The organism is Ruegeria sp. AD2(2025), from assembly GCF_056542385.1.
In genome coordinates this window covers 118,546-144,643 of sequence record NZ_JBQFZS010000005.1, presented here as the reverse complement: position 1 = coordinate 144,643, position 26,098 = coordinate 118,546, and the positions used below count along the sequence as shown (strand labels likewise).

The window sequence follows — 26,098 nt, the reverse complement described above, 5'->3', positions numbered from 1 at the left end:
ATCAGCCGCCCGTCATAGGCGGAAAAAACGCAACCTCGCGGACACCGGTCAGAGGGGCATCAAAATCCGACAGCTCTTGGTCCAGCGCAACGCGCAGGGCCGACAGATCGGCAAAGGCCGCGGCGTAGCGGTCCTCGCGCGCGCTGAGTTCGGCAACCAGATCGCTGACCGTCGCGGCCTGCGTTTCGACCTTTTCCTTCGGCAATCCGATCCGTTCGCGCACCCAGGCGAAATACAGCACGTCCATCTGTTAGCTCTCCTTCAGGTGGGGCATGGCTTTACGTAGGTAGTCATAGCCCGTGATCAATGTCAGCGCCGCCGCGATCCACAGCAGCCACAGCCCGATGCGGCCTGACCAGAACATGCCTTCCAGATGCCAGCGGATATGGTTCAAATCCTCGACCTGCCCCGTCAGCACCTGATCGATTATGGTGGGGTCCATGCCGAATGTGGCCATCACAAAGTTGTGCTCGAAAATCCCCTGTGAAAACAGGATCGCAATCGCCACCATCTGCGCTGTTGTTTTCCACTTGGCCAGCTTGGTGACTTTCAGCGTTCCGGCCACGTCACCCAGATATTCGCGCAGGCCCGAGACAAACACCTCGCGGAACAGGATCACGGTGGCGGGCAGCACCAGCCACGGGGTCCAGTGTTCGGTCGAATAGCCCACTAGGATCATCAGTGCGATCACCACCATCGCCTTGTCGGCAATCGGATCCAGCATCGCCCCGATCTTGGTTTCCTGCTTCCATGCACGGGCCAGATAACCATCGAACCAGTCGGTGATCGCGGCAGACAGGAACAGGATCAGCGCGAACCAATCGGCGTAAGGCCTGGTGAAATACAGAAACATCACGGCCAGACCGGGGGCAGCCAGCAGGCGCAGCACGGTCAGGATATTGGGCAGGTTCCACTTCATGGCCTGACCCTACATCGCGCGCGCAGGACAGAAAAGACAGGGTATCGAAAAACATCACCAATCACAGCACCTTGGTCAATGCGCCGCAGCCCTTGGCCTTTGTGCGGTTTGCGGTCAGATTGCGCCGCAGACCAAAGGTGAAGCCCATGACCACTCATATCCGGACCGACCCAAGATCAAACCTGCTGGGCAGCGCCTGGATGGTGGGCGCGATGGCGGTATTTGCGGTCGAGGACGCGCTGCTGAAATCCGCCGCCGCAGGTCTGCCGATCTGGCAGGTGCTGATCCTGTTCGGGCTGGGCGGGTCAATGATCTTTGCCACTGTCGCAGCCCTGCGCGGTACCCGGCTGTTTCACCCCGACGTGCTGTCGCGCCCCATGCAGGTACGCGCCTTTTTCGAGATTCTGGGCCGGATGTTCTATGTGCTGGCCATCGCCTATACGCCGCTCTCTTCAGCGACAGTCATCCTGCAGGCCACGCCTCTGGTCGTTGTCGCCGGGGCAGCGCTGTTCTTTGGCGAAACCGTCGGCTGGCGACGCTGGTGCGCCATCCTGATCGGTCTGATCGGCGTGGTGATCATCGTGCAGCCCACGGGCGACAGTTTCTCGGCCCTGTCGATTCTGGCGGTCCTTGGCATGATCGGGTTCGCAGGCCGCGATCTGTCCAGCCGTGCCGCGCCCGCGACGCTGGGCACCGAGGTGCTGGGGTTCTACGGGTTCATCTGCGTCATCATCGCCGGAGGTTTGTTCTGGCTGTTCGAAGGCGGCACTTTTGTTGCGCTCAGCCCCAGCCACAGCCTCTATGTTCTTGGCGCGGTGTCCTGCGGGGCGGTCGCCTATGCCTCGCTGATGAAGGCGATGCGCACGGGCGAAGTCTCATCGGTGACGCCGTTCCGGTATTCGCGCCTGCTATTCGGGGTCGGGCTGGGCGTGTTGTTCTTCGGAGAACGCCCGGATCAGACCATGTGGATCGGCAGCGCGCTGATCGTGGCCTCGGGGCTTTATATCCTGTGGCGCGGGCGGCGGGCCTAGCCCTTGTCGTGGAAGAAATCATAGACCTTCTGCGCCAACCCGGCTGATATCCCCTCGACCGCTTTCAGATCTGCCAGATTGGCGCGGCTGACCGCCTTGGCGCTGCCGAAATGGGTCAGCAGGGCGCGTTTGCGCGCAGCCCCCACGCCGGGGATTTCATCCAGCGGCGTTGCCCCAACCGCCTTGGCCCGTTTGGCGCGATGGGTGCCGATGGCAAAGCGATGCGCCTCATCCCGCAGACGCTGGATGAAGTACAGCACCGGGTCGTTGCGTTTCAGAGCAAACGGGCGCTGACCGGTCCGGTGGAATTCCTCTTTGCCATGATCGCGGTCGACGCCCTTGGCGACGCCGACCATGGGAATATCCTCGACCCCGTGCTCGACCATGATCTCATGCACGGCACTGACCTGCCCCGCGCCGCCATCGATCAGCAGCAGGTCCGGCCATAGGCCCTTGTCACGGTCCGGGTCTTCCTTTTGCAGGCGCGTGAAGCGGCGGGTCAGGACCTCTTTCATCATGCCAAAGTCATCGCCGGGCGTCAGGTCGCCGCCCCGGATGTTGAACTTGCGATAGGCGTTTTTCATGAACCCCTCGGGGCCCGCTACGATCATGCCGCCCACCGCATTGGTGCCCTGAATATGGCTGTTATCATAGACCTCAATCCGGGCCGGAGGCGCGTCCAGATCAAACGCCTCGGCCACACCGCGCAGCAGCTTGGCCTGCGTCGCGCTTTCGGACATGCGACGAGCCAGCGACTCGCGCGCGTTCCGCAACGCTCCGGCGACCAGTTCCTGCTTTTCACCGCGTTGAGGGACAAGGATTTCAACCTTGCGACCCGCTTTCTCGGACAAAGCCTCTTGCATCAGATCGGCGTTTTCGATCCCGTCCGACAGGATCAACTGCCGCGGCGGTTCCTTGTTGTCGTAGAACTGACCCAGAAAGGCCTCCATCACCTCGGCAGGCGATACGTCGGCCCCGACCCGAGGATAGAAATCCTTGTTGCCCCAGTTCTGGTTGGCCCGGATAAAGAACACCTGTACGCACGCTTGCCCACTATCCATATAAAGCCCGATCACATCTGCCTCGGCCACGCCGCGCGGGTTGATGCCCTGAGAGGTCTGCACCTGCGTCAGCGCCCGGATGCGGTCGCGCAAACCGGCGGCGCGTTCGAACTCCATCGCCTCGGATGCCGCCATCATCTGTTCGGCCAGATCCTCCTGCACCTTGGTCGAGCGGCCCGAGAGAAACCGCTCCGCATCGCGCACGCTTTCGCGATACCCCTCTTCCGAGATCAGCCCCACACACGGCCCCGAGCACCGCTTGATCTGATAGAGCAGACAGGGTCGCGTGCGACTGTCGAACATGGAATCCGAGCAATTGCGCAGCAAGAACGCCTTCTGCAACTGGTTCAGCGTCCGGTTCACCGCGCCCGCGCTGGCGAAGGGGCCGAAATAGGCGCCCTTTTCCTTCTTCGCGCCGCGATGCTTCTTGATCTGCGGAAAGGCGTGATCCTTGGCGACCAGAATATTGGGAAAGCTTTTGTCGTCGCGCAGCAGCACGTTGTATTTCGGCTTGAGCTGCTTGATCAGGTTCTGCTCCAGCAGCAGCGCCTCGGTCTCGGTCCGTGTGGTCAGAAACATCATCGAGGCGGTGGCGTCGATCATCTTCTCGATCCGCCCCGAATGCCCCGGCCGCGTGTAATTCGACACCCGCGCCTTCAGGTTCCGCGCCTTACCGACGTACAGAACCCGGCTGTCCGCATCCAGCATCCGATACACGCCGGGCGAGCTGTCCAGCGTTTTCACATAGCGCTGGATGCACGTATAGCCGGTCTCTTGGGTGGTGGAATTGGGGTCGCTACTGGCGGTCATGGCTCTCAGATATGATTCTCTGACCATGGCTGCAATCTTGCGCGCGCCAGATCAAGCGAAAACAAATCCACGACTTCTGTGGATAAGTGTGCAGATAACTTTCACAGCGCGCGGATTTCCCCTTGAATCCTTACCCATTCGTTGATTTGCGTAAAAAATAGGCAGCATATTAACATACTGATTTTAAGCGATATTTTTTGCAATTCGAGACAAGTATATGAAAAATAATACAATTTTGTAACGCCTTGGTAACGGAAATGAGAGCGGTGCAAAACTTGCGTCAGAGATATCTATTCTACGCCCAGCACATCCGGCGTCTGCCACCCCAGATGCTGCCCGCCATCAACGCATAAAAGCTGTCCCGTGACCGCATGGGCGTCCAGAAAATAGCCCAGCGCGGCGGTGATATCCGACGGGTTTGCGCCGCGTTCCAGAACAGTGTTTTCGCGCTGCGCCTTGAAGTGCTGGGCGCTCTGCCGGTGGCCCTGCAGGGTGGGGCCCGGGCCGATTGCGTTGACGCGAATGGCGGGGGTCAGCGCCTGTGCCGCGGTACGGGTCAACGCCCACAGGCCCATCTTGGCGATGGTGTAGGACATGAATTCCGGCGTCAGCTTGCGCACCCGCATGTCGACCATGTTGACGATCAGGCCGGTGGCCTGCGGCTCTCCCATCGTGTCCGGTTCCGGCTGCAGCCCCTGTTCGGCCATCGCCTGCGTCAGAACAAACGGCGCGCGCAGGTTGCTGTCGAGATGCCGATCCCAGCTTTGCCGGGTCGCAGTATGGATGTTGTCATATTCAAAGATCGAGGCGTTGTTCACCAAACAGGTGATCGGCCCGCCCAGCGCCTGCGCCGCGCGGGGCAGCAGGGCGCTGACCTGCGCCTCGTCCAGCAGATCGGCCTGCAGCGCAACCGCGTTACAGCCCAACGCCTGTATCTCGGCCACTGTGTCCTTCGCCGATGCCTCGGACGCAGCATAGTGCACCGCCACATCATACCCACGCTGCGCTAGGTGGAGCGCCATCGCTCGTCCCAACCGTATTCCGGCTCCTGTCACCAATGCTCGGGTCATGGGTGGGTCCTCCGGTCAGGTCATGCCAGCAGGCTGACGATGTAGATCAGGTAAAGCAGCGTCAGGATCAGGCCCCAGGCCCGCGTGATGTCGCGCTTGAAGAACACAAACGGAACCAGCAGCAGCGAGGACCCCAGCATCACCCACAGGTCAAAGCGCAGGAATTCCGGGTCAACGGGGATGCGCCCGAACAGCGTGGCGATGCCGATGATGGCCAGCAGGTTGAACATGTTCGACCCGATCACATTGCCCAGCGCCACATCCGCCTGCCGGCGCAGCGCGGCCATCACGGTGGTCGCCAGTTCGGGCAGAGAGGTCCCCACCGCGATCAGCGTTAGCCCGATCACCGTCTCGCTGACCCCATAGTCGCGGGCGATGATCGTCGCGTTGTCCACCAGTAGATGCGCGCCCATCGGCAGGCCGATCAGACCCAGGATCAGGTAGACCGACACCTTCCAATAAGGCATGTCGGGGTCGGCCTCTTCCAGACCGTCAAGATCGTCGTCATCGGCGCAGGCCTCGCCACAGGCCTTGCGGTGGGCCTTGGCCTCGCGGAAGGCGTTCAGCAGCACCAGACCCAGCGCCGCCAGCAGGATCGCCCCGCTGAGCAGGTTGAAGACGCCACAAAAGGCCAGCCCAATGAACAGAACCGAGGCCATCAGCATGAAGACATAGTTCTTGCGGCTGTCGCATTCGCTTGTGTGCAGCGTCGCCAGCAGCGCCGGCAGACCCAGCACCAGCAGGATATTCGCGGTGTTCGACCCCACCACATTGCCCAGCGCAATACCCGGCGCGTTTTCCTGAATCGCGCTGATTGCGATCAGCAGCTCGGGGGCCGAGGTACCGAAAGCCACAATGGTCAGGCTGACGATCAGGGCAGGCACACCCAAACGCAGGCTGAGGTTCACGGCCCCGCGGACCAACGCATCCCCGGCCAGCAGCAGGATCAGCAGGCCCAGACCTGAATACAGCCACGCCGTCATCCGCGTCCCCTCTTTTCACAAGGACACGGGCCCTTGCCGATGCGGAACCGCCCGCAGCGTGGACATTTGGCCGAGCTCAGCCGTTTCTGCCCCGGAAAGCGCAGCTTGCCGAACATGGCCAGAACGCCCATGCCGATCAGAAAGAGGGTGACGGCCTTGATGATCACGTTACAACCCGAACCGCGCAAAGGCCGCGCGTTCCTCAAGCCCGGCAATCGCATCGTCCGCCAGCGTGGCACCAAACCGCGACCAGATCGGTTTGCGCATTCCGTACCGGCGGAACTTGATCTTCTCGCCAAACCGCTCCTGCATCTTCGGCTTCAAATGCGCGATCCCGTCGATCAGACCCAGTTCCTGTGCGCGGCGCGCCAGCCAGACCTCGCCATTGAACAGATCGGTATTGGCGTCCAGCTTGCCCTCGCGCCGGGTTTTGACATGGGTGATGAAATTCTCATGAATGTCGCCCAGCAGAACCTTGAGCCGTGCGACATCCTCTTTCTTCTCGGGCGCAAAGGGGTCCAGCATCGATTTCGACGTGCCTGCCGTATGCACGCGCCGTTCAAACCCTTGCCGCGCCAGAAAGACATGCGCGCCGAAGCCTGACGAGATCACCCCGATCGAGCCCAGAACCGAGCTGTCATCGGCATAAATCTCATCCGCCGCAGCCGCCAGCCAGTACCCGCCCGAGGCGGCGACATCCTCGACAAAGGCATAAACGGGGATGTTCAACTCATCCGCCAGCCGCCGGATCCGCGCGCCTATCAGGGAACTTTGCACAGGAGAGCCGCCGGGCGAGTTGACCTCAAGCGCGACGGCCACGGGCTTGCCTTTGCGAAAGGCTTTCTCAAGCACCGGTGCCAGCGCGGTGGCATTCATCGACCCACGCCCGGCCATTCCGATGGCGCCAGACAGACGGACCACGGCCACAAAGGGCTGCTTTTTCAGGAACGGCAGGCTTAGTTTCATGGATGCCGATGTAGAGCGCGCCCGAGCCGTTAACAAGGGACCGACATTGCCATAAACGCGACGTGAACCAATTTCCCACACCTCATGGGCAAAAATGCAACGCCCTAGCTGCGGATGCGCCAGCCGGTTTTGAAGATCCAGCCAATGACCGCAAGGCACAGCCCAGTGAAGCCTAGGATGGCCAGAAGGCTCCAGAAAATCGGCACATCTGCGATGCCGTAGAAGGACCAGCGGAAGCCGGAAATCAGGTATACGACCGGGTTGAACAGGGTGATCGTCTGCCACACGGGCGGCAGCATCGAGATGGAATAGAACGTACCCCCTAGAAAGATCAGGGGCGTGACGATCAGTTGCGGGATCAGCGACATCTGCTCGAAATTGCTGGCCCAGATGCCGACAATGAAACCCAGCAGCGAAAAGCTGAGGCAGGTCAGCACCAGAAATGCCACCATCGCCAATGGGTGCTCGACCCGTATATCCACAAAGAATGTGGCGGTGATCAGAATCACCACCCCCACAAACAGGGCCTTGGTCGCCGCCGCGCCAACATAGCCGATCACGATCTCGATGAAATTGACCGGGGCCGAAAGCAGCTCATAGATCGTACCCAGAAACTTGGGGAAATAGATGCCGAAAGACGCGTTCGAGATTGCCAGCATCACCACAGACAACATGATCAGCCCCGGCACGATGAACGCCCCGTAAGACACACCCTCGACCTCTTGGATGCGGCTACCGATGGCGGTGCCGAAGACCACGAAATAGAGCGACGTGGACAGCACCGGCGACAGAAAGCTCTGCGCCAGAGTGCGGAAGAACCGGGCCATTTCGAACCGGTAGATGGCGGCAATGGCGGACCAGTTCATGCAGGCTCTCCCGAGACAAGGTTGACGAAGATCTCTTCAAGGCTCGACTGCCGGGTCTGAACATCGCGCAGCACCAGCCCGGCCTGCGCGACATCGTTCAGCAGCGTGGTGATACCCGTGCGTTCGGCATTGGTGTCGTAGGTATAGATCAGCACGTCCCCCTCGCCGTTCAGCGTCAGCTGGTGTTCCGAGAGGCTGTCGGGAATGGCTGGGATCGGGTCGGTCAGCATCACCTCGATCTGCTTCTTGCCCATCTGCGCCATCAGGGTGTCCTTGTCCTGCACCAGCAGCAGCTCACCCTTGTCGATGACGCCAACGCGGTCGGCGATGGCCTCGGCCTCTTCGATGTAGTGGGTGGTCAGGATGATGGTCACGCCCGCCTGTTTCAGCTCGGCCACGATCTCCCACATATCCTTGCGCAGCTCGACATCGACCCCGGCGGTGGGTTCGTCCAGAAACAGCACGCGCGGCTCATGCGCCAGCGCCTTGGCGATCAGCACCCGGCGTTTCATCCCGCCCGACAGTTCCTTGATCGCATTGCGCCGTTTGTCCCACAGCGACAGCTTGCGCAGGATTTCCTCGATCCGCGCGTTGTCGCGCCCGTGACCAAACAGACCGCGCGAGAAACGGACGGTGTTCCAGACCTTCTCGAACGGCTCCAATGCGATTTCCTGCGGCACCAGCCCGATCATCTTGCGGGCGGCGCGGAACTCGGTCTGGATATCATGCCCACCCACAGTGACCGAGCCCGAGGTCGGCGTGGTGATCCCGCATACGGTCGAGATCAGCGTCGTCTTGCCCGCGCCATTCGGTCCCAGCAGCGCCAGAATCTCACCTTCCTCAATGTCCAGAGTCACGCCTTTGAGCGCCTCAAAGCCATCGGCATAAGATTTACGCAAATCCCGGATCGATAGAATGGTTGTCATGTGGCCCCTCGTTCTGACCCCGCAACCTATCGCGCCCAAGGGGCCGGGAACAGCCCCTTTACGCACAGCGCCCTGCGCGCCTGCGCACGCGCTAGTCGCGGCCCGTCAAACGCCCCAGCCAGCCCGCTTTGGCCTCACCTTCGGGGGTGTCCTCCTGCGGTGCGGGGTCATCGAAATGCGCCTGCAGATTGGCAAAGAACTGATCCGCCATCTTTCTGGCAAACCCGTCGATCAGACGGCTGCCCAGCTGCGCCAGCTTGCCGCCGACCTTGGCTTCGACCTCATAGCTCAGAACCGTGCCACCCGTGTCCGAAGGGTCCAACATCACATGCGCGCTGCCCTTGGCAAAACCCGCCGCGCCGCCCTTGCCTTCTCCAGCGATGGTCAGGCGCTGAGGCTCGACCATGTCGGACATGGCGACCGTGCCTTTGAAGGTGGCCTTCACCGGGCCGACCTTTTGCACTACCGTGGCCTCATAGCCGTCTGCCGGATTGCCCGTGATCTCTTGCGCACCACCGATGCAGGCTCTCAACACCTCAGGGTCCAGCAGGGCGCTGTAGACAGCGGCGGGCGGGGCCTGAATTTCGCGGGTATCGTTCAGCTGCATCAAAAGACCTCATTCGCAATACTGCATCCGACCTAGCCCCGAAACGGTTGCTCAGGCAACCCATTTGCGGACGCGCCGGATTCTCTGCTTGCAATCAATACCCCGGGGCGAAACCCTGCCCCGCAGGAGGACCCCATGCTGGCAGGTTTGCGTATTATCGAATTCGAAGGCCTCGGCCCCGCCCCATTTGCTGCCATGATGCTGGCGGATATGGGGGCCGACGTTATCACCATCCACCGCAAAGGTGGCGCGATCGCCCCCGGCATGCCCGAACGCTCGCTGCTGGATCGCGGCAAACGCTCGATCACGCTGGACCTGAAAGATCGCGAAGACCTGAGCATCGCCCGGCGCCTGATCTCCACCGCCGACGCGCTGATCGAAGGATTCCGCCCCGGCGTGATGGAGAAGCTGGGCCTTGGCCCCGAGCCCTGCCACCAGATCAACCCCAAACTGGTCTATGGCCGCATGACGGGTTGGGGGCAACGCAGCCCTCTGTCTGAAACCGCTGGCCATGATCTCAACTATATCGCCCTATCCGGCGCGCTCTGGTACGCCTCACAACCGGATCAGCCGCCACAGACACCGGCCACACTGGTCGGCGATATCGGCGGCGGCGCGATGTATCTGGTCGCCGGTCTTCTGGCCGGGCTGCTCAACGCGCAGCGCACCGGCAAGGGTACGGTGGTCGACGCCGCCATCTATGACGGCTCAGCCCATATGATGAACCTGCTGATGAGCCTGCGCCAAACCGGCAATCTGTCAGACACCCGAGGCCAAAGCCTGCTGGACGGCCCGCATTGGAGCCGCACCTACACCTGCGCCGATGGCGGCCACATTTCGGTGCAATGCCTGGAGCCCAAGTTCTACGCCTGCTTTCTGGACCTGCTGGGCCTCTCAGAAGACCCCGACTTCGCCCGGCAATACGACCGCGATTGCTGGCCCCGGCTGACAGACCGGCTCAAGTCCCTGTTCGCCAGCCAGCCCCGCGACCACTGGACAGCCCTCTTCCACGGCACCGAAGCCTGCGTTGCCCCGGTCCTGTCCCCGGACGAAGCGCAAGCGCATCCGATGAATACCGCCCGCCAAACCTGGATTGAGCCCGACGGAACAAAACAAGCAGCAGCCGCCCCGCGCTTTTCCACCCACGACTGGCACCCCAAACCCAGCCCAAAACGCGGCGAGCACGCACAGGAAATCCTGAACGACCTCCCATGAACTTCTTCTGTTCAAAAATACTTCGGGGGTGAATTGGCCGCAGGCCAAGAGGGGGCTGGCCCCCTCACCTAGCTCACCGCCCGCGCACCGTATCGATCATCAACTGAACATTCTCAGGATCCGCATCCGGCGTGATCCCATGCCCCAGATTGAAGATATGCGGCCCCTTCGAGAACGCCTCGACAATCGCGCGCGTCTCATCCACCAGCGCCTGCCCCCCGGTCACCATATGAGACGAGGCCAGATTGCCCTGCACACAGCCATCCACCTGCACATTCCCAGCCGCCCAGTCTGGCGACACCGAATTGTCCAGCGCCACGCAATCGACACCCGCGGCCTTGGCAAAGCCGACATACCCCTCGCCCGCTTCACGCGGGAAGCCGATCACAGGAATGCCCGGATGCCGGGCCTTGATGGCCCGCGTGATCACCCGACACGGCTCAACAGCATATTTCTGGAAGGCGTCGCCCTTCAATGACCCAGCCCAGCTATCGAAGATCTTCACCACCTCAGCCCCGGCCTCGATCTGCGCCGACAGATACTCGATGGTCGCCAGCGTAATGCGATCCAGCAGAGCCTCGAACAGAGCGGTATTCTCCTCGCGCAACGCATGCGCAGGCCCCTGATCCGGCGTACCACGCCCGGCAATCATATAGGTGGCCACCGTCCACGGCGCGCCTGCGAAACCGATCAGAGTGGTCTCGGACGGCAATTCTCGCGACAGAATGCGCACGGTCTCATAGATCGGCGAGAGCGTCTCGTGGATATCCTCAACCGGTTTCAGCGCGTCGAAATCCGATTGCTGCGTGATCGTCGACAGGCGTGGGCCTTCGCCGGTGACAAACCACAAATCAGCACCCAGCGCTTGCGGCACCAGCAGGATATCGGCAAACAGGATCGCCGCATCAAAGCCATAGCGGCGGATGGGCTGCAAAGTGACCTCGGCCGCCAGTTCGGGGTTGTAGCACAGCGAAAGGAAATCCCCGGCCTGTGCTCGGGTCGCGCGATATTCGGGCAAATAGCGCCCTGCTTGACGCATCATCCAGATCGGCGGAACGTCCTGAACCTCACCCGCCAGCGCCCGCAGCAATGTCTTTGTTTCGGCCATACCTGCCCCCAATCTTCCGGTCTGGCGTCACCGGTCGTCCCTCAGTGGCAATTTGTCAAGCTCTGCCCCCATTGTCAGGGCAATGTGACGCGACTAAAGCTGTGCGCATGAGTCTCACATTGCCCACCCCCGCCTCGCCTCTCAAAATCGGTACCCGTGGATCGCCGCTGGCGCTGGCACAAGCGCATGAAACCCGCGCGCGTCTGGGCAAAGCGTTCGGCCTGCCCGAAGACGCGTTCGAGATCGTGGTGATCAAGACCACCGGTGACAACCGCGCCATGATCGATGCGGACCGACCGCTGAAAGAGATCGGCAACAAGGGCCTGTTCACCAAGGAAATCGAAGAGGCGATGCTGAAGGGCGAGATCGACATCGCCGTGCATTCGACCAAGGACATGCCGGTTGAACAGCCCGAGGGGCTGGTGCTGGACACGTTCCTGCCGCGCGAAGATGTGCGCGATGCGTTTATCTCTCCCAGCCTGAATTCCATTCACGATCTGCCGCAGGGCGCGGTGGTGGGCACCTCGTCGCTGCGGCGTCGGGCGCAGCTGCTGAACCGCAGGCCCGATCTGAACGTGGTCGAATTTCGCGGCAACGTGCAAACCCGCCTGAAAAAACTGGCCGATGGCGTGGCCGATTGCACGTTTCTGGCCATGGCCGGGCTGCGCAGGCTGGATATGAAAGACGTCCCCGCCACCGCCATCGCGCCCGAGGATATGCTGCCCGCCATCGCCCAAGGCACCATCGGGATCGAACGGCGCAGCGATGACAGCCGCGCCGCCGAGATGCTTGCGGCCATTCATCATGTGGAAACCAGCCAGCGCCTTGCTGCCGAACGCAGTCTTCTGGCCGGGCTCGACGGGTCCTGCGAAACCCCGATTGCCGGGCTGGCCGAGATTCGCGACGGTCAGCTGCATCTACGCGGCGAGGTTCTGCGCCCCGATGGGTCCGAGGCGATCAGCGAAGAAGCTACAGGCCCTGCCGAAGACGGGCACGCATTGGGCCGCGCCATGGCCGAATCCCTGCTGAAACAGGCCGGTCCCGGTTTCTTCGACTGGCGCTGATTTACTAATTTCGCGTTAATGTGAACTGGATCACTGTCGCCCTAAAGGCGATGGTGCAGTATGAAGCTATTCCGATGAGGGTAGAAGGTCGGTCTCGAATATATCGAAAGTTTTAGCCCGTTTTGTTTTAGATAGTATTCGAGGGGGCGAGATTGTTCCTTTTGTCCAATTGAAGCGGGGCGCGGCTAATTTCAGGTCGTGCCCCGTTTTCCTGTTTGCTGACTGATCCCAGATAACGCCATCGCGCTATTCTGCGGCTTTGCGCGCACCATTGTGGTGAGTGAACACGGCCAGCCCGGGCTGCGCCTCGGCCCGGAAATCCGCGATGCGGCCCGGCAGCGACCGGTAGAAGGCCTCAAGCCCCGGCTCGACCGCTGCGGATAACACTCGGCATTCATCACAGAGCGCGGCAATAGCGGCTTGCGGCTCGCGCCCGCGAATCGCCGTCAGCAGGCGGGAATGGGCCGCGTTGAGGGCCTGAAACTCTGCCGCCTGAGCCAGATCTCGGTTTCCAACCAGAAGGTAGACCGGCTCGGGTTCGCTCTTGCCTTTCAGATCGACAAACCCGGCCTCCAGCAGCGCCAGATCGGAGTTGGTCACCTGCTGAACCGAGCTGGATACCAGAATATCGTAGTCCACATGCCGACAGTTCTGTTCGATGCGGGCCGCAACATTCACCACGTCACCGATCACCGTATAGTTGAAACGCCGCCGCGATCCGATATTGCCGACACAAGCCGCGCCCGTCGCGCAGCCCGTCGCCAGGGCAATTGGTGGGCGGCCCCGCATGATGGGCGAGGCGTTGAACGTCGTCAGCGCGGCGCGCATCTTCAGCGCGGCCCAGGCGGCACGGCAGGGGTGATCCTCGACCGGCAGGGGCGCGTTCCAGAACGCCATGACCGCATCGCCAATGAACTTGTCGATGGTACCCCGTTCCACCAGAATCTGATCGCCGATCTCCGAGAACAGCTCGTTCAGCAGCGTCACAAGATCGGTGGCCGAAACCGATTCCGACAAGGGCGTGAATCCGCGGATATCCGAAAACATCACGGTGATTTCCTGCGTCTCGCCGCCAAGCAGCAGTTGATGGCCATTGGCCTCCATCTCATCGAGGATTTCGGGGGCGACATAATGCGAGAATGTCTGACGGATCACCCGCTTTTCGCGCTCGGTCGAGGCGAACAGGTATCCGGCCAACAGCCCAAAATTGGCCATCCCGCCCGCCAGCGGGAAGGTGGCATCAAACAGCACCGACTGGTTCTGAAACGCCAACCAGCTGATCGCCATCACCGCCGCCGCCGCCACCCCGCCCGCGACAAAGGACGCCACCGCGCCAAAGCTGGACATGACCACCGTCACCACCACGCCAAGGATCACGAAGGCCAGCAGCTCAAGCGCCGAGGTCACATCGGACCGGTTGAGCATATCGCCCAACAATATCTGCTCGATGATCTGAGCGTGGATCGACACCCCGGGCACGGATTCGCCCAACGCCGTCTCGCGCATGTCGAACAGGCCCGCCGCCGAGGTCCCAACCAGAATGATCCGGCCCTCTATCTCGGCCCGAAGCGCGGGGTTGTCCCCCTGCTGCATCACGTCATAGGCCGACAGGTACAGACCGGGGTCATCGCGCCGGTAACGCACCCAGATCTCGCCCTGTTCGGTGGTGGGCAGCAGAAACTCTCCGATCGCCACGCTCAGCATGATGCCGACCTCGTCCTGCGCCCCTTCGGCAAAGATGACCGGCTCTCCGATCGCCACCCGCAGCGCCTCGATCCCTAAGGCGGGCAAGACACCATCCGGCCCGGACCACAGCACCGGCACCCGCCGCACGACACCCAGCCCTCCGATCGGCGACACGTTGACCCCGCCAATCCCTGCTGCGTCCTGCCCCAGAGGCGGGGCCAGCGAGGTCCAGTGATCGACACGCACCAGCCCCGCCGCCGGGTTTTCGCCGATTTCAACCAGCCCGGCCTTTGGCACAACCGGAGCACCGCTGTCGGATTGCCGCGCGGCGACGCCCAGAACGACGGGCCAGTTGGCCATCTCGGCCCCAAATCTGACATCATTGTCCAGATCGCGCGCAGCCTGATCCAACCGGACGATTCCGGCCAGCGCCGGGTCCTGCAGCAACCGCGCGGGGGAATACCTGTCGGGTTCGGCGAACAGCACATCGAATGCAATCGCGGCAGCACCGTAATCGCCCAGACGCGCGACCATCTGTGCCAGTTGTGTCCTGGGCCACGGCCACTGACCCCATTCCGCCAACGATTTTTCGTCAATGTCGACGACCCGAACCGGCAACTCGGGGTCATAGCTGCGCGGTGCAATCCGCTGCAGGACATCGAAGTAAATCAGCCGCGACATCTGGATGGGATAGGGGTCCATGACGCGGACGAAGCAACCCAGCAGAATCAGAGCCAGCCCCACCAGCCGAAATGCTAGACGTCTGCCAAGTTTCTCTTTTATCTTACCCACCACACTCGCCTCCCTGGCGCCGGGGGAAAGGGAAAATACGCTACCAGCCCGCCGTCGCGGTCACGCTGCCCGCCGTCGCGGTGGCCTGAGCGCCCGAACCACCACCAGTCGGACTGGCCGAAACACTCACCCGGCCACGGGCGCCAACCTCGGATGTGGCCGAGCCCCCCACATTTGCCGAAGCGCTTGCCCTTGCCGGCTCCGAGCGTTCGGGGGCACGCCGCTCGCGGGCTGGTGGGTCGGAGCGCACCTCGGCCTTTTGCGGCGTCTCCGGACGTGGTTCGGCCGATCGCCTCGGTGCCACAGCGACGTCGCCGGCACAGCCCTCAGCACTCACCTGAAATTGCGGCAGAAGGTCTTTCTGTGACTGGATGAACGGGAACCCGCCCTTCAGAGCCTTGTCATATTGCTGCTGATCAGCAGCGCGCCCCACCTGCCCGCCGGGGGCGGTGGCAAACATGCTGCACTGACGGCTGGCCGATCGGCAGGACCCGCGCCGACCGCACATCTGGACGGTGCCTTCGATCACCAGCATGGCGCTCTGGTTCTGTGAGGTGATCCACATATCGAATGTCGTGCCCCGCACCGCCATCGTCGCCGTCGGGGTCTTGATCGAATAGGCGCGTTTTCTGCTTTTGCCCGAGATAAAACGGAAACTGCCCCCCAGCGCCCTAACGGTGAAGTTCTTCGCCTTGCGATTCCCGCGCAGCATGGAAATATCCAGAACCATCCGCGCATTGGGGCCAACCGCGATCTTGGTTTCATCAAGAAACACCAGCTGAACCACGCCCGACCCGTTGGTCGTAATGGCATCACCCGACTCGACCTCCATCCCTTCACGCAGCCGAATGGTCTTGCCCGCCCGAGTGACATCAGCGCCTTGCTTGACGCTGAGAACTTTCCCGATTGATGCAGAAGCCAACGCCGGAATCGCTAACAGAGCGATGAAAACAAAAAACAATCTTAACCAGGCCAAAACCAGTTCCCTTTCCCCCAAAAAGGTTTCTGTTGGGGTCCAAACCGCCCCGAGCCCGATATCTGTCCCTCAGAAAGTCAATTCTGCTTAGTCATGGAATTTAATAAATCTAAGCAAATATGCGCCAGAACGGGTCTGTTTTGCAAGTTTTCGGTTTTGCCCGGCTTGGCCCGAATGTGATTTCTGAGCGGACCCGATCCATCACGGATGGCCATCAGAGTATCCGAGCGTTGTTTGGCGGGTCAGAAAATTGCGCCCAGCCGGGAAAATCGCCTTGTATCCGGACGACATGCAAGGATATACCCGCCAACGGAGACGTGGCCGAGTGGTCGAAGGCGCTCCCCTGCTAAGGGAGTAGGCGGGAAACCGTCTCGAGGGTTCGAATCCCTTCGTCTCCGCCACTTTACAAACACTACTGAATTCGCCCCCTAACGCCTTGAAAGGTAGAGATAAAGAAGGGGTTCGAAACCCGCGATTTCGATCATAAGCCAACCGGTCGGAAAACGTCAGTCTCAGCACGAGCTTCTGGAGTTCATAGCGACCATTTTCCCATATTTTACAATGGTTTATAAGGAAAGCGTTGGCGAGTTCGAACATTTGCTCGAAGGGACGTGCTGGGCGGCCAGATCCAGCAGCCTTTTCGGAAAGAAGAAGCTTCTCTGCCTCTAGGCTGCCAATTTTCCTTTCGTAGGCCTGGATCACAGATTTGGTTTCGGCATCGACCAAACGATTGAGAAGGGTCTCAACTTGATCGTCGATTTCCTTGATCTTGGCTTTGTAGAGAGCGGCTTGTTCCTTTGAACGTTTGAGCCGTACATCCCAGATGTCGGCAAACATATGCTTAGCGGCCGACATTTTTGACTGTGAAGGCACTACGTCGGCAAGGAGCTCAGCGAACTCGCCTTCCATTTCTTCGCGCCGGATGGATTTGCGATATGAGACGCAGCCTTTGTTGAAACACATGTAGTAAGGGTGTTTTTTGCCTGTCTTACTTTTCGACCAGCACGAAGTAAGAGGACGGTCACAGTTCCCGCATACGACAGAGCCACGCAAAGGGAAGTCCTCATTGATGTTCGAGCGTGCGGCAATGCGGGAACTTTCCTTGATGCGCTCCTGTATGCGTGTGTATGTCTCGAAGGAGACTAGTCCCTCATGCTGGCCTTTCATCAGACGAATGCCCCATCTCGGGACATCAATGTACCCGGCATAATGTGGACGGGTTAAAATTCTGATGACCTCTTCATAACGCACAAACCCGTTCTCGAAACGACAGGCAAAAGTAGGTTCAGATTCGAGGAATTGTTTAACTTCACTTTGTGATCCAAATCGTCCGGAAGCAAAGCCTTCAAGTGCGTCGTGAATTATGGTGGCCATCGGTTCATCGCGAACCAACATTTTGCCATGACCAGCCACGCTTTCGTACCTGAAACCTGGAGGAGCGTGGAAACACCAATATCCGTTCATGGTTCGGGCGCGCATCCGATTCTTTGTCTGTTCGCGGTTCTTCTGTCGCTGGTGCTGAGAAACCGATGCAAGGAGGTTTTCGATCAAAACCGAGTCTGAGTCTTCACCGAACTTGATGGACGGGCTTTCTAGCTTTCCGCCAATTTCTTTCAGCGTACGGCGAAGTGTCCAGTGACTTTCAATGTCGCGAGCAAAACGGCTTATGTCGTCAATTATTACTACGATATGGGTGGCAATGATCATGTCTGCGGTCATCGCGTCGTTGTGGTTGGCATTTGATGCATTGTAATCCAGCGCGCCTGCTCGGATGGTACGCACAATTTCCATCTGCCGCAGCCGCGCTGTGCCTCGAATGTCCTGTTCGAGCGACAATGCTTCGTTGATCAGAGTGTTTAGCTCCTCCCAGCTCAGTTTCGTGTGGTCATCGCTCATGCTGTGGACCGTCCCGAGATACGCCGTTTCGGACAGCTCGAAGGGCTTCAAAACGTGCGCGGTCTTTGGTCAACTCCCCACTTTGCAAGACCATGACCTTTCGTTCAGCGTGATGCTCTTGCTGGAGTGCACGACGCTCGGAAAGGTGTTCAAAGACCACATTGTCTGTAACTTCACGGTCTCTGAGGTGGGCCTCCCAGGCCTCCCGCTCATTGTTCTTGCGGATACGGCTGTGTTCACCTCGCACACGATCCCATAGCCCTTGCAGACCTGTTCGGAAGCGCGCCTGTCGGTCTCTGGCTTCACTGATGCGGCGCGTTTCCAGCTTGGTTTTCAACCGTTCACGCTCAGCGCGTTGTCGTTCAATCAACTCTTGCCGCTGACGCGCCTGCTTTTCTTTTAACCGTTGCTTTCTGGCATTCAGATCGTCCTGCCATCGGGAAAGGTGCGTTTGATCTCCCGTGCATCCTTGCCAGCGCGTTTGGCTTGCTGCCATTCACCCAGCGTGAAGTTGCGTGGGTCGCGGTTGCGCTTATCCAGATATCCATTCGGCAATCGCCAGCCATGCTCAAGGAAGATGTCCTTCGACACGTCATTGAGGCGCTGCTTGTAGAACGGTAGGTTGATGGCTTTCATGTCCAGAACATCAATGCGCGACCAAACAACGTGCGCGTGTCGCCGTCCGTGCTTTTCGTGAAAGACAATCGCCCGAGCCTGATCTTGAAGTCCGAGTGATTGTTCTGCGCGCTCAATCGCGGATTCGAAATGATGGATCGAAACGCTCTCTGTCTCGGGTGGGTTGATGCTGAGGGAGAAAAGATATTGCTGGCACCTTGTACCTTTAGAGGTCGCATCCGCTTCCTGAAACGCGCCGTGCAGGTTGTCTGCGGTGAAGCCGCGCAGATCATGAATTTCGACATGATCGTTGTCGCGGTCACTCATCAAATGCACCGCCAGCTTCAAACCGTTGCCACGCGCGTTTCCGACCATGATCATGAGCGGGCCTCAGTGTCGTAGCCGAGCGCTTTCATAAGTTCCATGCGGATTGCAAGCACCGCAGCGCAGGTTGCCATCAGTTCTTCTTCGACTTCGGGCGACAGGGGCAGCGCACCCATGTTTGCGGCTTTGGCCAGTTGGTTGAGATTATTTGCCAGACGAAGATTGCCAAGGAGACCGAGCACCTGCGCCAAAGCAGCATGGTCTATTACTGGTGCGGTTCCGCGCGTTCTGCCTGGTGAGAGATCACCATCGAAGAGCTTGACTTTGATAAAGGGACCGAGCGGTATTCCAGCAGCAGCGTGTTCCTACTTTGCCCGCTCATCCTTGGTCAGACGCAAGGAGAATGGCGGCGGGGTTTTCTTTCGATCTAGGCGCGACGTTCTCTTTGGAGAAGAGAGGCGAGTTTCAGGTGATGACTTGGGGAAAGATTGTCGAAGATGGCTCATGGTTCCATCCCCGGTAGCTCTTGTTCATGCGGCTTCAACTGGGCTTCCCAGTCCTCTAAAACCTCAAAGAGAGAGTTCGAACTTACTCCCGTTAGGTCCGCCATCAACTTTTCGCAAAGCGAAATGCAAACAGCACCCCTGACATTCGGCGGTAGTTGCTTCGAAGAAACAACGAGAGCCCGTTAACTTCCGGATATCTCGCCGAATCCGCCATCGCCCTTTGACAATCGCGCCACACGAGGCGGCGCGATCATTCGAGTTTCTTGTAGGTGCGCGCATAACGCTGCGTTCCTTCCTTTGATTTCATTCAAGAAATTCAAGTGGGCTCGCCCATAACTTTGCGCGATGTTTGCGCATAACTTTGCACGATTTGCCCAAAAGTTTACGCGGTTCAATGTACGCGCTCAATTGAAAGTAGTTTCTGTACAAGCCCCACAACTTTATAGCATTTTCCTTCAATCATAACTGCGCTTTGATCGGCAAGTTTCAACCTTTGTTTGATGATCGTAGTTCACTTACACGCTTGCGATAGATCCCGAAATAAAACTCCGGCGGTGAGGGCTTGATATGCATTCGGCTGATACATCACGTCATAGAACATATCAGTAGAGACGGAATAGTAGACCGGAAAACCGTGGAAGATCTGATGCGGACCATCGAACCGTCGCAGCTGGATGGAATCCTATGTTGGACCGGCGTTAGGCAATCGGATACGGCCAAGCCATAGTGTTTGAACTAACTTCAGGAACTCGATCACTGACGTGAGTATTGATCTGTCTCCTTCTGATCTTCGTCATAGTGTCTGGGATCGAGTCCGGAACACAGAGCTTCGAATCGTTTCACGTTCTGAGAGCGACCCCGCGCTGAACCAACCCTCCAAATAAGTTGCTTCAGTCATTTGGGCACACGTTAAGCTAGAAGGTTCCCAGAACTACGCGGTGAATCTCGGGTTGCCGCGCACTCCGACTTGACACGGTGGCGCGAACTGGTTCAGCTTCCGGTCATGACGTACACACGCATCCACTGCCATCGAATATCGGCCTGAGGTCGATAACCCACGCGAAATCCGTGGGAGGCAGCATTGGTATGCGGGCGAGGCTTATATCCTTGTAATTGCTCCAGATTAGAGTGCACGAGTCGGTTCGATTCCGACGCCTCCTACCATTCTCAGGAGGAGTCTGACATGGCGGACGACGTCACGAACGCAATTGATTTCAAAGACATCAAGCAATCGGTCGAGGAGAGCCTCGGACGCACACCCGAAGGCTGGTACGGCTTGCCAGATCTCGAGAGGGGTCTTCCATCTCAACAAGACCAAGTTCTGGAGAATGTGACTGATGGATGATGTCGAAAAGAGCTGGAAGGAATTCCGGGAAAAGGTTCGAGGTGTGATCGAGGACCATGGAGCTCCAGTTGATCTCCGCTCATTTGACGCCTGGTACGCCGAAGAGATGCGTTTGATGATGGCGCACAACTACCCAGCTCCGCATGTCTCTGACGTCACATGGTCGACCGAGGGTCTGCATGTCGAGTGTGATGACCACGAAGTGGTCTACCGTATGATGACTGCTATGGCCGAGTTTTCACATGATCTCAAAGAAGCGCGGGCCCGGAGGTCAGTGATGAGCAGTGTTGTTGATTGGAATGATATTCACGGAAGCGTCGTCAAGCAGCTTGGTGAGTATCGTACCGGTTGGGCGGAGCAGCTTACGCTTGCACTTGAGAAAGTGAAGAGGCTGATCGATGAACGGCCTGACCTGTTTGGTGACGAGTACCCATCCATCGTTCAGATCAAGCAAAAATGGGGAGGCTTGCGCGTCTATGAGGGCCCGGGCTGCAAACAGTCTACGATGGAAGAAATCCAGTGGCGCGTCGATGAGATTGAGCAAACTTGTGAAGGTTGTTCTAATTCTGCCCAACGTCAGCATGTTCAGGGCTTCGTGACGACTCTGTGCAGCTGGTGCTACAATGCAGAGCTGCGTCGTCGTTACGATTGCGCACCAGCATCCTGGCCGCAATCTCTGGAGCTGGACATTGCGGCAAACTATCCGGACCTCGTTTCCGCAGATTGCGCATCTCTTGTTCCTGCGGTCGGCCCAGGCTGGCTCATGATGATTTCGTTAGCACTCCACAAGCTTTCCTTCGGTCAGGATTTCAAGGCACTGGACCCTGGAACTATTCACATCTTGGATATTAAGAAAGGCCAGGATGGCAAGATTTCCATCGGCTTCAGTCGACACCACGATCTCATTCAGGAGTACGCTGACTGGATGGAATTTCGATGCAGTGTGACGTGTGAAGAGTGTGGCCACGTTGGTGACATCGTTCGGACAGCCGGCGGGTCTCAAGTGCTCTGTTCTCACTGTTACTGTACTCGGGAGAAGTCTAATGGGTGATGACGACGACGTTGAGCTGGATGAACAAACCTTGCGTTTGCTTAGGCTTCGGGAGGCTGAAATTGCGGCCGGTCGAGCAAAACTTACCAAGCCGATTACCTCGGATGAGATCCGGTCGCGAAAGGTGCCTGATCCGAAGGGTAAGCCAGATGAGTGACGAGACTACAGAAGAGGAAATCCCAATTTTCGTAATCTGCGAGACTTCGGTGAGCGGCCAACTTCGAGAGATTGAAGGAAAAGAGATCACTGTAAAACCAAACAAGATCTTAGTCTTGACGATCAGTGTCGAGGATGTTGAGCGATGACAGATGATTTTTCAGAAGAAGGGATCCTCGTGCGCCCGTTACAGGATGTTCCTCTGGATGACTTGATCGCAGAGTTGCAAGCTCGTCGCAAAGAAGGTCCGGAGGTCTGGCTTGCATTGCGCAAAATGATTTTCGAGCAAATCGCCGATTTTGCACAGCGTCCGGCCGATGCGCCCAAATGGCGGGATGAATGGGTCAAAGAGAACAACTGGAATCTAGTGACTGACGACGATGATGTCGAGATCACTGATGTCAGCGGCAACGTGTTCGACGACCTCGGGATCGAAGACCCAAGGAAGAAGCCTTAGTGATGGGGCCCGGGCATTTCAGCTTGATCTTACCCGCCGTGATCATTGTCGCGTTGGCGATCTACGTCAGACAAATCGTCCGCACTGCTGGAAAAGATCGCGAAGTCGATCCAGAGCAAGTGCAAATGATCATGCGAGATCTGGACTACAGCCACCTGGACCGGGTGATGAACCGGCGAAGGAAGGGGTAGTGGGATGTTGAAGGTGGTTGTCTATGTCGGCGAAAACGAGGTCGCTCGAGCCATTGCTGAGAACGCATCATATCTGGCTGACGTGTCTGATTACGATATCCGCATGAATGAGAGGGCATCTGAACAGCTCGGTGTTGAAGAACGAGGCCTTGGCGGCAGAATCGAAGACCACCCACGAAATCAAACTGTTTGGTCGCTTGTTCGCAAGATCGCAGACCTTTGGCTTGCAGGGACTGGTGCTGGTGAAGAAAGCGCACAGGCAGAGCTGCTGCCGATGATCCGCAAGTCTATCCGCGAACTAGATGAGAGGGTCGAAAAGGAAACGAACCAAAGCGAAGTTTGGAATACTATGATCAAGCAGATTTCTGATGACGCGCCGTATTCCCTGGGCTTCTACGCTGACAAATTTGAGTCGTGGACAGCGGACGAGATTGAAGCTCTTCGATGTGATGTGGTTGAGACAGCCACAGAGGAAGAACTAATGGCCGAGGTCGAACGCCGGCGAAGAGCTGGTCTACTGCCCAAGGAGGCCTCGAATGATGGCTTCTCAGATATGGTTGATGATCTCTGGGGCAAACTCGATGCAGACCCAGACCGCTAGTACAGCCTACCTGCCGCCCTTAACCAATATTTGACATAAGAAGTCTATGGCGACTGTCGTTGTAGTAGTGCGTGCTTCTTCTAAGCGCCTCTCCTGCTAGGAACCAAAGCGCCCCGGATAAGCATTTCCCCAGCACTGCTCTGCGGAACTATGTACCACCAGTCTCTACTATGAGCATGGTTGACCGCAGCCAGCCCCAAGCGGACATTCAAAACTGGAGTTTGCAGTTTCCGAGATGCGGACAAAGCTTCAATTCGCGGCGGTGGCACCATTGTCGACTCCGGCAATCGGACTTCCGTGCGGGTCAGATCGCTAACTGTTGCTCAACAATTGTAGCAAAGTACGCGCAGCCATAAGCGAGTGCGTCATCATTGAAATCGAAGGCTGGATTGTGCAATGCCGCGCTATCTCCATTGCCGATAAACATGAAATTGCCCGGACGTTGCTCAAGCATGAAAGAAAAATCCTCTCCACCCATGGTTGGCGTTCGGTTGCCGTCAACTGCCTCGGAGCCCACCAGTTTGGAGGCCGCATCAATAGCAATGTCGGTTTGTTTCGGGTCGTTTTCCGTCACCGGCAAATCGTCAATGTAAATGAGATGGATGTCCGTACCCGTCATGGAAGCTACACCCGAACATATTTCGAACATCCTTTGTTTGCCCAAAGCACGTGCCTTGCTGGATAGGCTGCGCACGGTCCCTCTGATCTCCGCTGTCTCAGCGATGATGTTATCTGCATTCCCCATGTGGATTTGCGTGATTGAAACGACGTGTTGCGCCGACGCACTTATTGAACGCGATACAATCGTCTGGAAACCCTGGATGATCTGAGCAACGGCAATGGCCGGATCGAGACCCTCGTGGGGAAAAGCTGCATGGCAGCCTTTTCCAGTTATTTGTACTTCAAAGAGGTCCGCTGACCCCATAATGCCGCCCGGGCGAGTTGAGAAATGGCCGATGGGCAGACCAGGAGACGTATGAAGTGCAAAAACGCTTTGAATACCAAAACGGTCCATCAGGCCATCCTGAACCATGGCGAGGCCACCGCCTTCCGCCTCTTCCGCTGGTTGGAAAATCAGAACCGCAGTTCCGTTGAATTTACGGGTCTCGCTGAGATAGCGAGCAGCGCCCAGCAGCATCGTTGTGTGCCCATCATGTCCGCAGGCATGCATCCGACCTTCGATTTTGGACGCGTAGGGAAGGTTAGTCTGCTCCTGCATGGGTAGAGCGTCCATATCCGCCCGAAGCCCAATCACTTTTTCACTTGATGTGCTTTTGCCTTTGATGACAGCGACGACGCCGGTTTTTCCAATGCCGGTATGAACTTCGTCGGCACCCATCTCATGCAAGCGCTTAGCAACCAAACCGGCGGTTCTATGAACGTCGAATGTGATTTCCGGATGCGCATGAAAGTCGCGACGCCATTCAAATAGTTCAGTTAGCTGCGTGTCAAAAACTTCAGTGTGAACCATTGGTCTGCCCTCAGAAATGACCTTCAATGACATGATGCTACACAAAAGCGATCATGATCAATTGGCGGTTCTTCGGTAGCCTTGGGGCTCACAGCGGTCATGCGGCGGTGCGGCGGGCCAAAATCAGTCTGTTTGTACATGCCTTGGTAGGTTGAGCGGGACTGAGCCGACACCGAATGAATGCCGGTTACGGCCAGCACTAGTTTTGAACTTGGCCTTCACACGAGCTTAACCATTGTACTCTCGAGGACACAGAAATTGCGCTGGCACTACGGTATTGCGCTTTTACTTGACATAATCAAGTAATTCTATTTTGCTTGAATTTATCAAGTAAATGGAATTGCAGAATGGATCACATCTCGACAATTCGCGCCTTCAATCGGTTCTACACACAGAGAATGGGTTTGTTCTCCCCCGACTACGGCGGTAGCGGAATGAACCTCACAGAACTGCGGGTTTTCTATGAGATCGGAGTGCAAAATGGCTCAACTGCCCGGTTGATCGCCAATGCCCTGGACCTCGACGAAGGCTATGTCAGTCGTATCCTGAAGAACTTTGAGCGATCCGGATGGATTCTAAGAAAACCTTCTGAACATGATGCACGGCAAAAGGAACTTCATCTTACTGAATCTGGGCACCAGAAGTTTAGCGAGCTTGTCGACCGGATGGCGCTTGAGGTCCACAAGCGATTGGATGGGGCAGATGCAGGGCGCGTCGCCCGGGCTTTGGAGCAGGCGGTGAGATCATTTGATCTGCCGGGTCCAGTCGAATTTCGCGATTTAACCCCAGGCGACGCCGGGTGGGTCGTCAATCGGCATGCCGAGACCTATTACATGGATTACAAATTTGATTACCGCATGGAAATGCTCGTCATGCAAATCCTGGCGGCTTTTTTGCCGGTCCAAGGCATTGATGGAAACCGCGCCTTTATTGCTCATAGCGGCGAGACGCGGCTCGGATCAATTTTTTGCATGAATACAGAAGAACCCGGCGTCGCGAAACTGCGATTATTCTTTCTGGAACCCGAGGCCCGCGGAATGGGCTTGGGCAAGCGTTTAATGACGATCTGTCTGAATCACGCACGTGCATCAGGGTTCAAACGCATGACGTTAATGACCCACGAGACACAGATAGTCGCACGCGCGCTCTACGCTAGATTCGGATTCACTTTGACAGAGCGCGTTTCCGGGTATCACTTTGGTAGTGAGAGCGTGCAAGAAACCTGGGACCTCACACTTTGATCTCACAACTGGGCTTTGCGCTAAGTGCGGCCGCGCATAGACAACCAGACATTCGCTGTACGACGTCGCTTGAGCAAAATGGGCTCGTTGCCGCCTCTCGCTACTTTACAAATCAAAAACCGGTCGCAGTCCAAACCGGACATTTCAAACAAGACTTTGCGAAT

26 protein-coding genes, 2 tRNA genes and 1 pseudogene are annotated in these 26,098 nt (G+C 58.1%); 12 read left to right on the top strand and 17 right to left on the bottom strand.

All coding sequences use genetic code 11. The features are described from left to right. Position 1 precedes the first annotated feature (1 nt). Both moaD and pgsA read right to left on the bottom strand, forming a co-directional pair. Positions 2-247, bottom strand: a complete 246-nt coding sequence (moaD, locus tag ACR1XV_RS12505; protein WP_480531752.1) for a molybdopterin converting factor subunit 1 — start codon at positions 245-247, stop codon at positions 2-4. 3 nt (positions 248-250) lie between these two features. After that, complete coding sequence (pgsA, locus tag ACR1XV_RS12500) at positions 251-919, bottom strand: CDP-diacylglycerol--glycerol-3-phosphate 3-phosphatidyltransferase (RefSeq protein ID WP_480531750.1); 669 nt, start codon at positions 917-919, stop codon at positions 251-253. 146 nt (positions 920-1,065) lie between these two features. On the opposite strand from pgsA, the gene ACR1XV_RS12495 reads away from it, so the two are divergent. Next, entirely contained in the window at positions 1,066-1,950 is an 885-nt protein-coding gene (locus ACR1XV_RS12495) for a DMT family transporter (protein WP_480531748.1), read from the top strand. Here the strand turns inward: ACR1XV_RS12495 and uvrC are convergent. The 8 genes from uvrC to ACR1XV_RS12455 form a co-directional block, all read right to left on the bottom strand. Then, positions 1,947-3,821 (bottom strand): excinuclease ABC subunit UvrC, encoded by a 1,875-nt coding sequence (uvrC, locus tag ACR1XV_RS12490; protein ID WP_480532065.1) that lies wholly within the window; start codon positions 3,819-3,821, stop codon positions 1,947-1,949. The two genes, ACR1XV_RS12495 and uvrC, sit on opposite strands and share 4 nt — an antisense overlap. Positions 3,822-4,111: 290 nt before the next feature. Then, positions 4,112-4,891 carry an SDR family oxidoreductase gene (locus ACR1XV_RS12485; protein ID WP_480531746.1) on the bottom strand — a complete coding sequence of 260 codons (780 nt, stop codon included), beginning with the start codon at positions 4,889-4,891 and terminating at the stop codon, positions 4,112-4,114. A 20-nt stretch (positions 4,892-4,911) separates the two neighbouring features. Beyond that, positions 4,912-5,874, bottom strand: coding sequence for a calcium/sodium antiporter (locus tag ACR1XV_RS12480; protein ID WP_480531744.1), 963 nt, complete (start codon positions 5,872-5,874; stop codon positions 4,912-4,914). Continuing rightward, positions 5,871-6,041: a hypothetical protein gene (locus ACR1XV_RS12475; protein WP_480531742.1), complete on the bottom strand. Its 171-nt coding sequence runs from the start codon at positions 6,039-6,041 to the stop codon at positions 5,871-5,873. Before ACR1XV_RS12475 ends, ACR1XV_RS12480 begins: the two co-directional genes overlap by 4 nt. Before the next feature lies 1 nt (position 6,042). Then, positions 6,043-6,840, bottom strand: coding sequence for a S49 family peptidase (locus ACR1XV_RS12470; protein ID WP_480531740.1), 798 nt, complete (start codon positions 6,838-6,840; stop codon positions 6,043-6,045). 104 nt (positions 6,841-6,944) lie between these two features. Continuing rightward, positions 6,945-7,706, bottom strand: coding sequence for an ABC transporter permease (locus tag ACR1XV_RS12465; protein ID WP_480531738.1), 762 nt, complete (start codon positions 7,704-7,706; stop codon positions 6,945-6,947). Further along, positions 7,703-8,632, bottom strand: a complete 930-nt coding sequence (locus ACR1XV_RS12460) for an ABC transporter ATP-binding protein (RefSeq protein ID WP_480531736.1) — start codon at positions 8,630-8,632, stop codon at positions 7,703-7,705. Before ACR1XV_RS12460 ends, ACR1XV_RS12465 begins: the two co-directional genes overlap by 4 nt. A 91-nt stretch (positions 8,633-8,723) precedes the next feature. Continuing rightward, on the bottom strand, positions 8,724-9,239 hold the full coding sequence (locus tag ACR1XV_RS12455) for an SRPBCC family protein (RefSeq protein ID WP_480531734.1): 516 nt from the start codon (positions 9,237-9,239) through the stop codon (positions 8,724-8,726). 135 nt (positions 9,240-9,374) lie between these two features. Here ACR1XV_RS12455 and ACR1XV_RS12450 point away from each other — a divergent pair, with 135 nt between their 5' ends. Continuing rightward, complete coding sequence (locus ACR1XV_RS12450; protein WP_480531732.1) at positions 9,375-10,454, top strand: CaiB/BaiF CoA transferase family protein; 1,080 nt, start codon at positions 9,375-9,377, stop codon at positions 10,452-10,454. A gap of 73 nt (positions 10,455-10,527) precedes the next feature. On the opposite strand, the gene hemE is transcribed toward ACR1XV_RS12450, so the two are convergent. Then, positions 10,528-11,562: a uroporphyrinogen decarboxylase gene (gene hemE / locus ACR1XV_RS12445; RefSeq protein WP_480531730.1), complete on the bottom strand. Its 1,035-nt coding sequence runs from the start codon at positions 11,560-11,562 to the stop codon at positions 10,528-10,530. A 107-nt stretch (positions 11,563-11,669) separates the two neighbouring features. Between hemE and hemC the strand changes: the two genes are divergently transcribed. Next, positions 11,670-12,626, top strand: coding sequence for a hydroxymethylbilane synthase (hemC, locus tag ACR1XV_RS12440; protein WP_480531728.1), 957 nt, complete (start codon positions 11,670-11,672; stop codon positions 12,624-12,626). A gap of 246 nt (positions 12,627-12,872) precedes the next feature. Here the strand turns inward: hemC and ACR1XV_RS12435 are convergent, their stop codons facing one another. Then, positions 12,873-15,104 (bottom strand): CHASE2 domain-containing protein, encoded by a 2,232-nt coding sequence (locus ACR1XV_RS12435; protein WP_480531726.1) that lies wholly within the window; start codon positions 15,102-15,104, stop codon positions 12,873-12,875. A gap of 40 nt (positions 15,105-15,144) precedes the next feature. Next, the gene (locus ACR1XV_RS12430; RefSeq protein ID WP_480531724.1) at positions 15,145-16,026 is read right to left on the bottom strand and encodes a FecR family protein; all 882 of its coding nucleotides are present in this window, start codon (positions 16,024-16,026) and stop codon (positions 15,145-15,147) included. Positions 16,027-16,391: 365 nt separating this feature from the next. On the opposite strand from ACR1XV_RS12430, the gene ACR1XV_RS12425 reads away from it, so the two are divergent. After that, a tRNA-Ser gene (locus tag ACR1XV_RS12425) sits at positions 16,392-16,481 on the top strand. A gap of 496 nt (positions 16,482-16,977) precedes the next feature. Here ACR1XV_RS12425 and ACR1XV_RS12420 read toward each other — a convergent pair. The 3 genes and pseudogenes from ACR1XV_RS12420 to mobC form a co-directional block, all read right to left on the bottom strand. Beyond that, positions 16,978-17,787, bottom strand: a pseudogene (locus tag ACR1XV_RS12420) (recombinase family protein); the annotation flags it as partial. 609 nt (positions 17,788-18,396) lie between these two features. Continuing rightward, on the bottom strand, positions 18,397-18,972 hold the full coding sequence (locus ACR1XV_RS12415; protein ID WP_480531722.1) for a relaxase/mobilization nuclease domain-containing protein: 576 nt from the start codon (positions 18,970-18,972) through the stop codon (positions 18,397-18,399). Next, positions 18,969-19,157, bottom strand: a complete 189-nt coding sequence (gene mobC, locus ACR1XV_RS12410; RefSeq protein WP_480532063.1) for a plasmid mobilization relaxosome protein MobC — start codon at positions 19,155-19,157, stop codon at positions 18,969-18,971. Before mobC ends, ACR1XV_RS12415 begins: the two co-directional genes overlap by 4 nt. 1,334 nt (positions 19,158-20,491) lie before the next feature. On the opposite strand from mobC, the gene ACR1XV_RS12405 reads away from it, so the two are divergent. From ACR1XV_RS12405 to ACR1XV_RS12375, 7 genes are all read left to right on the top strand, one after another. Continuing rightward, positions 20,492-20,585: transfer RNA gene (locus ACR1XV_RS12405), tRNA-OTHER, on the top strand. A 19-nt stretch (positions 20,586-20,604) separates the two neighbouring features. Then, positions 20,605-20,766 carry a hypothetical protein gene (locus ACR1XV_RS12400; protein ID WP_480531720.1) on the top strand — a complete coding sequence of 54 codons (162 nt, stop codon included), beginning with the start codon at positions 20,605-20,607 and terminating at the stop codon, positions 20,764-20,766. Then, positions 20,759-21,817 (top strand): hypothetical protein, encoded by a 1,059-nt coding sequence (locus ACR1XV_RS12395; protein ID WP_480531718.1) that lies wholly within the window; start codon positions 20,759-20,761, stop codon positions 21,815-21,817. Before ACR1XV_RS12400 ends, ACR1XV_RS12395 begins: the two co-directional genes overlap by 8 nt. After that, positions 21,810-21,974, top strand: coding sequence for a hypothetical protein (locus ACR1XV_RS12390; protein WP_170334772.1), 165 nt, complete (start codon positions 21,810-21,812; stop codon positions 21,972-21,974). Before ACR1XV_RS12395 ends, ACR1XV_RS12390 begins: the two co-directional genes overlap by 8 nt. Continuing rightward, complete coding sequence (locus ACR1XV_RS12385; protein WP_480531716.1) at positions 21,967-22,122, top strand: hypothetical protein; 156 nt, start codon at positions 21,967-21,969, stop codon at positions 22,120-22,122. The genes ACR1XV_RS12390 and ACR1XV_RS12385 overlap by 8 nt, the downstream gene beginning before the upstream one ends. After that, complete coding sequence (locus tag ACR1XV_RS12380) at positions 22,119-22,430, top strand: hypothetical protein (RefSeq protein WP_480531715.1); 312 nt, start codon at positions 22,119-22,121, stop codon at positions 22,428-22,430. Before ACR1XV_RS12385 ends, ACR1XV_RS12380 begins: the two co-directional genes overlap by 4 nt. A gap of 195 nt (positions 22,431-22,625) precedes the next feature. Beyond that, positions 22,626-23,222 carry a hypothetical protein gene (locus ACR1XV_RS12375; protein WP_480531713.1) on the top strand — a complete coding sequence of 199 codons (597 nt, stop codon included), beginning with the start codon at positions 22,626-22,628 and terminating at the stop codon, positions 23,220-23,222. A gap of 304 nt (positions 23,223-23,526) precedes the next feature. Here the strand turns inward: ACR1XV_RS12375 and ACR1XV_RS12370 are convergent, their stop codons facing one another. Further along, complete coding sequence (locus tag ACR1XV_RS12370; protein WP_480531711.1) at positions 23,527-24,693, bottom strand: M20 aminoacylase family protein; 1,167 nt, start codon at positions 24,691-24,693, stop codon at positions 23,527-23,529. A gap of 347 nt (positions 24,694-25,040) precedes the next feature. On the opposite strand from ACR1XV_RS12370, the gene ACR1XV_RS12365 reads away from it, so the two are divergent. Then, positions 25,041-25,934, top strand: a complete 894-nt coding sequence (locus tag ACR1XV_RS12365; RefSeq protein ID WP_480531709.1) for a GNAT family N-acetyltransferase — start codon at positions 25,041-25,043, stop codon at positions 25,932-25,934. Positions 25,935-26,098: the final 164 nt, after the last annotated feature.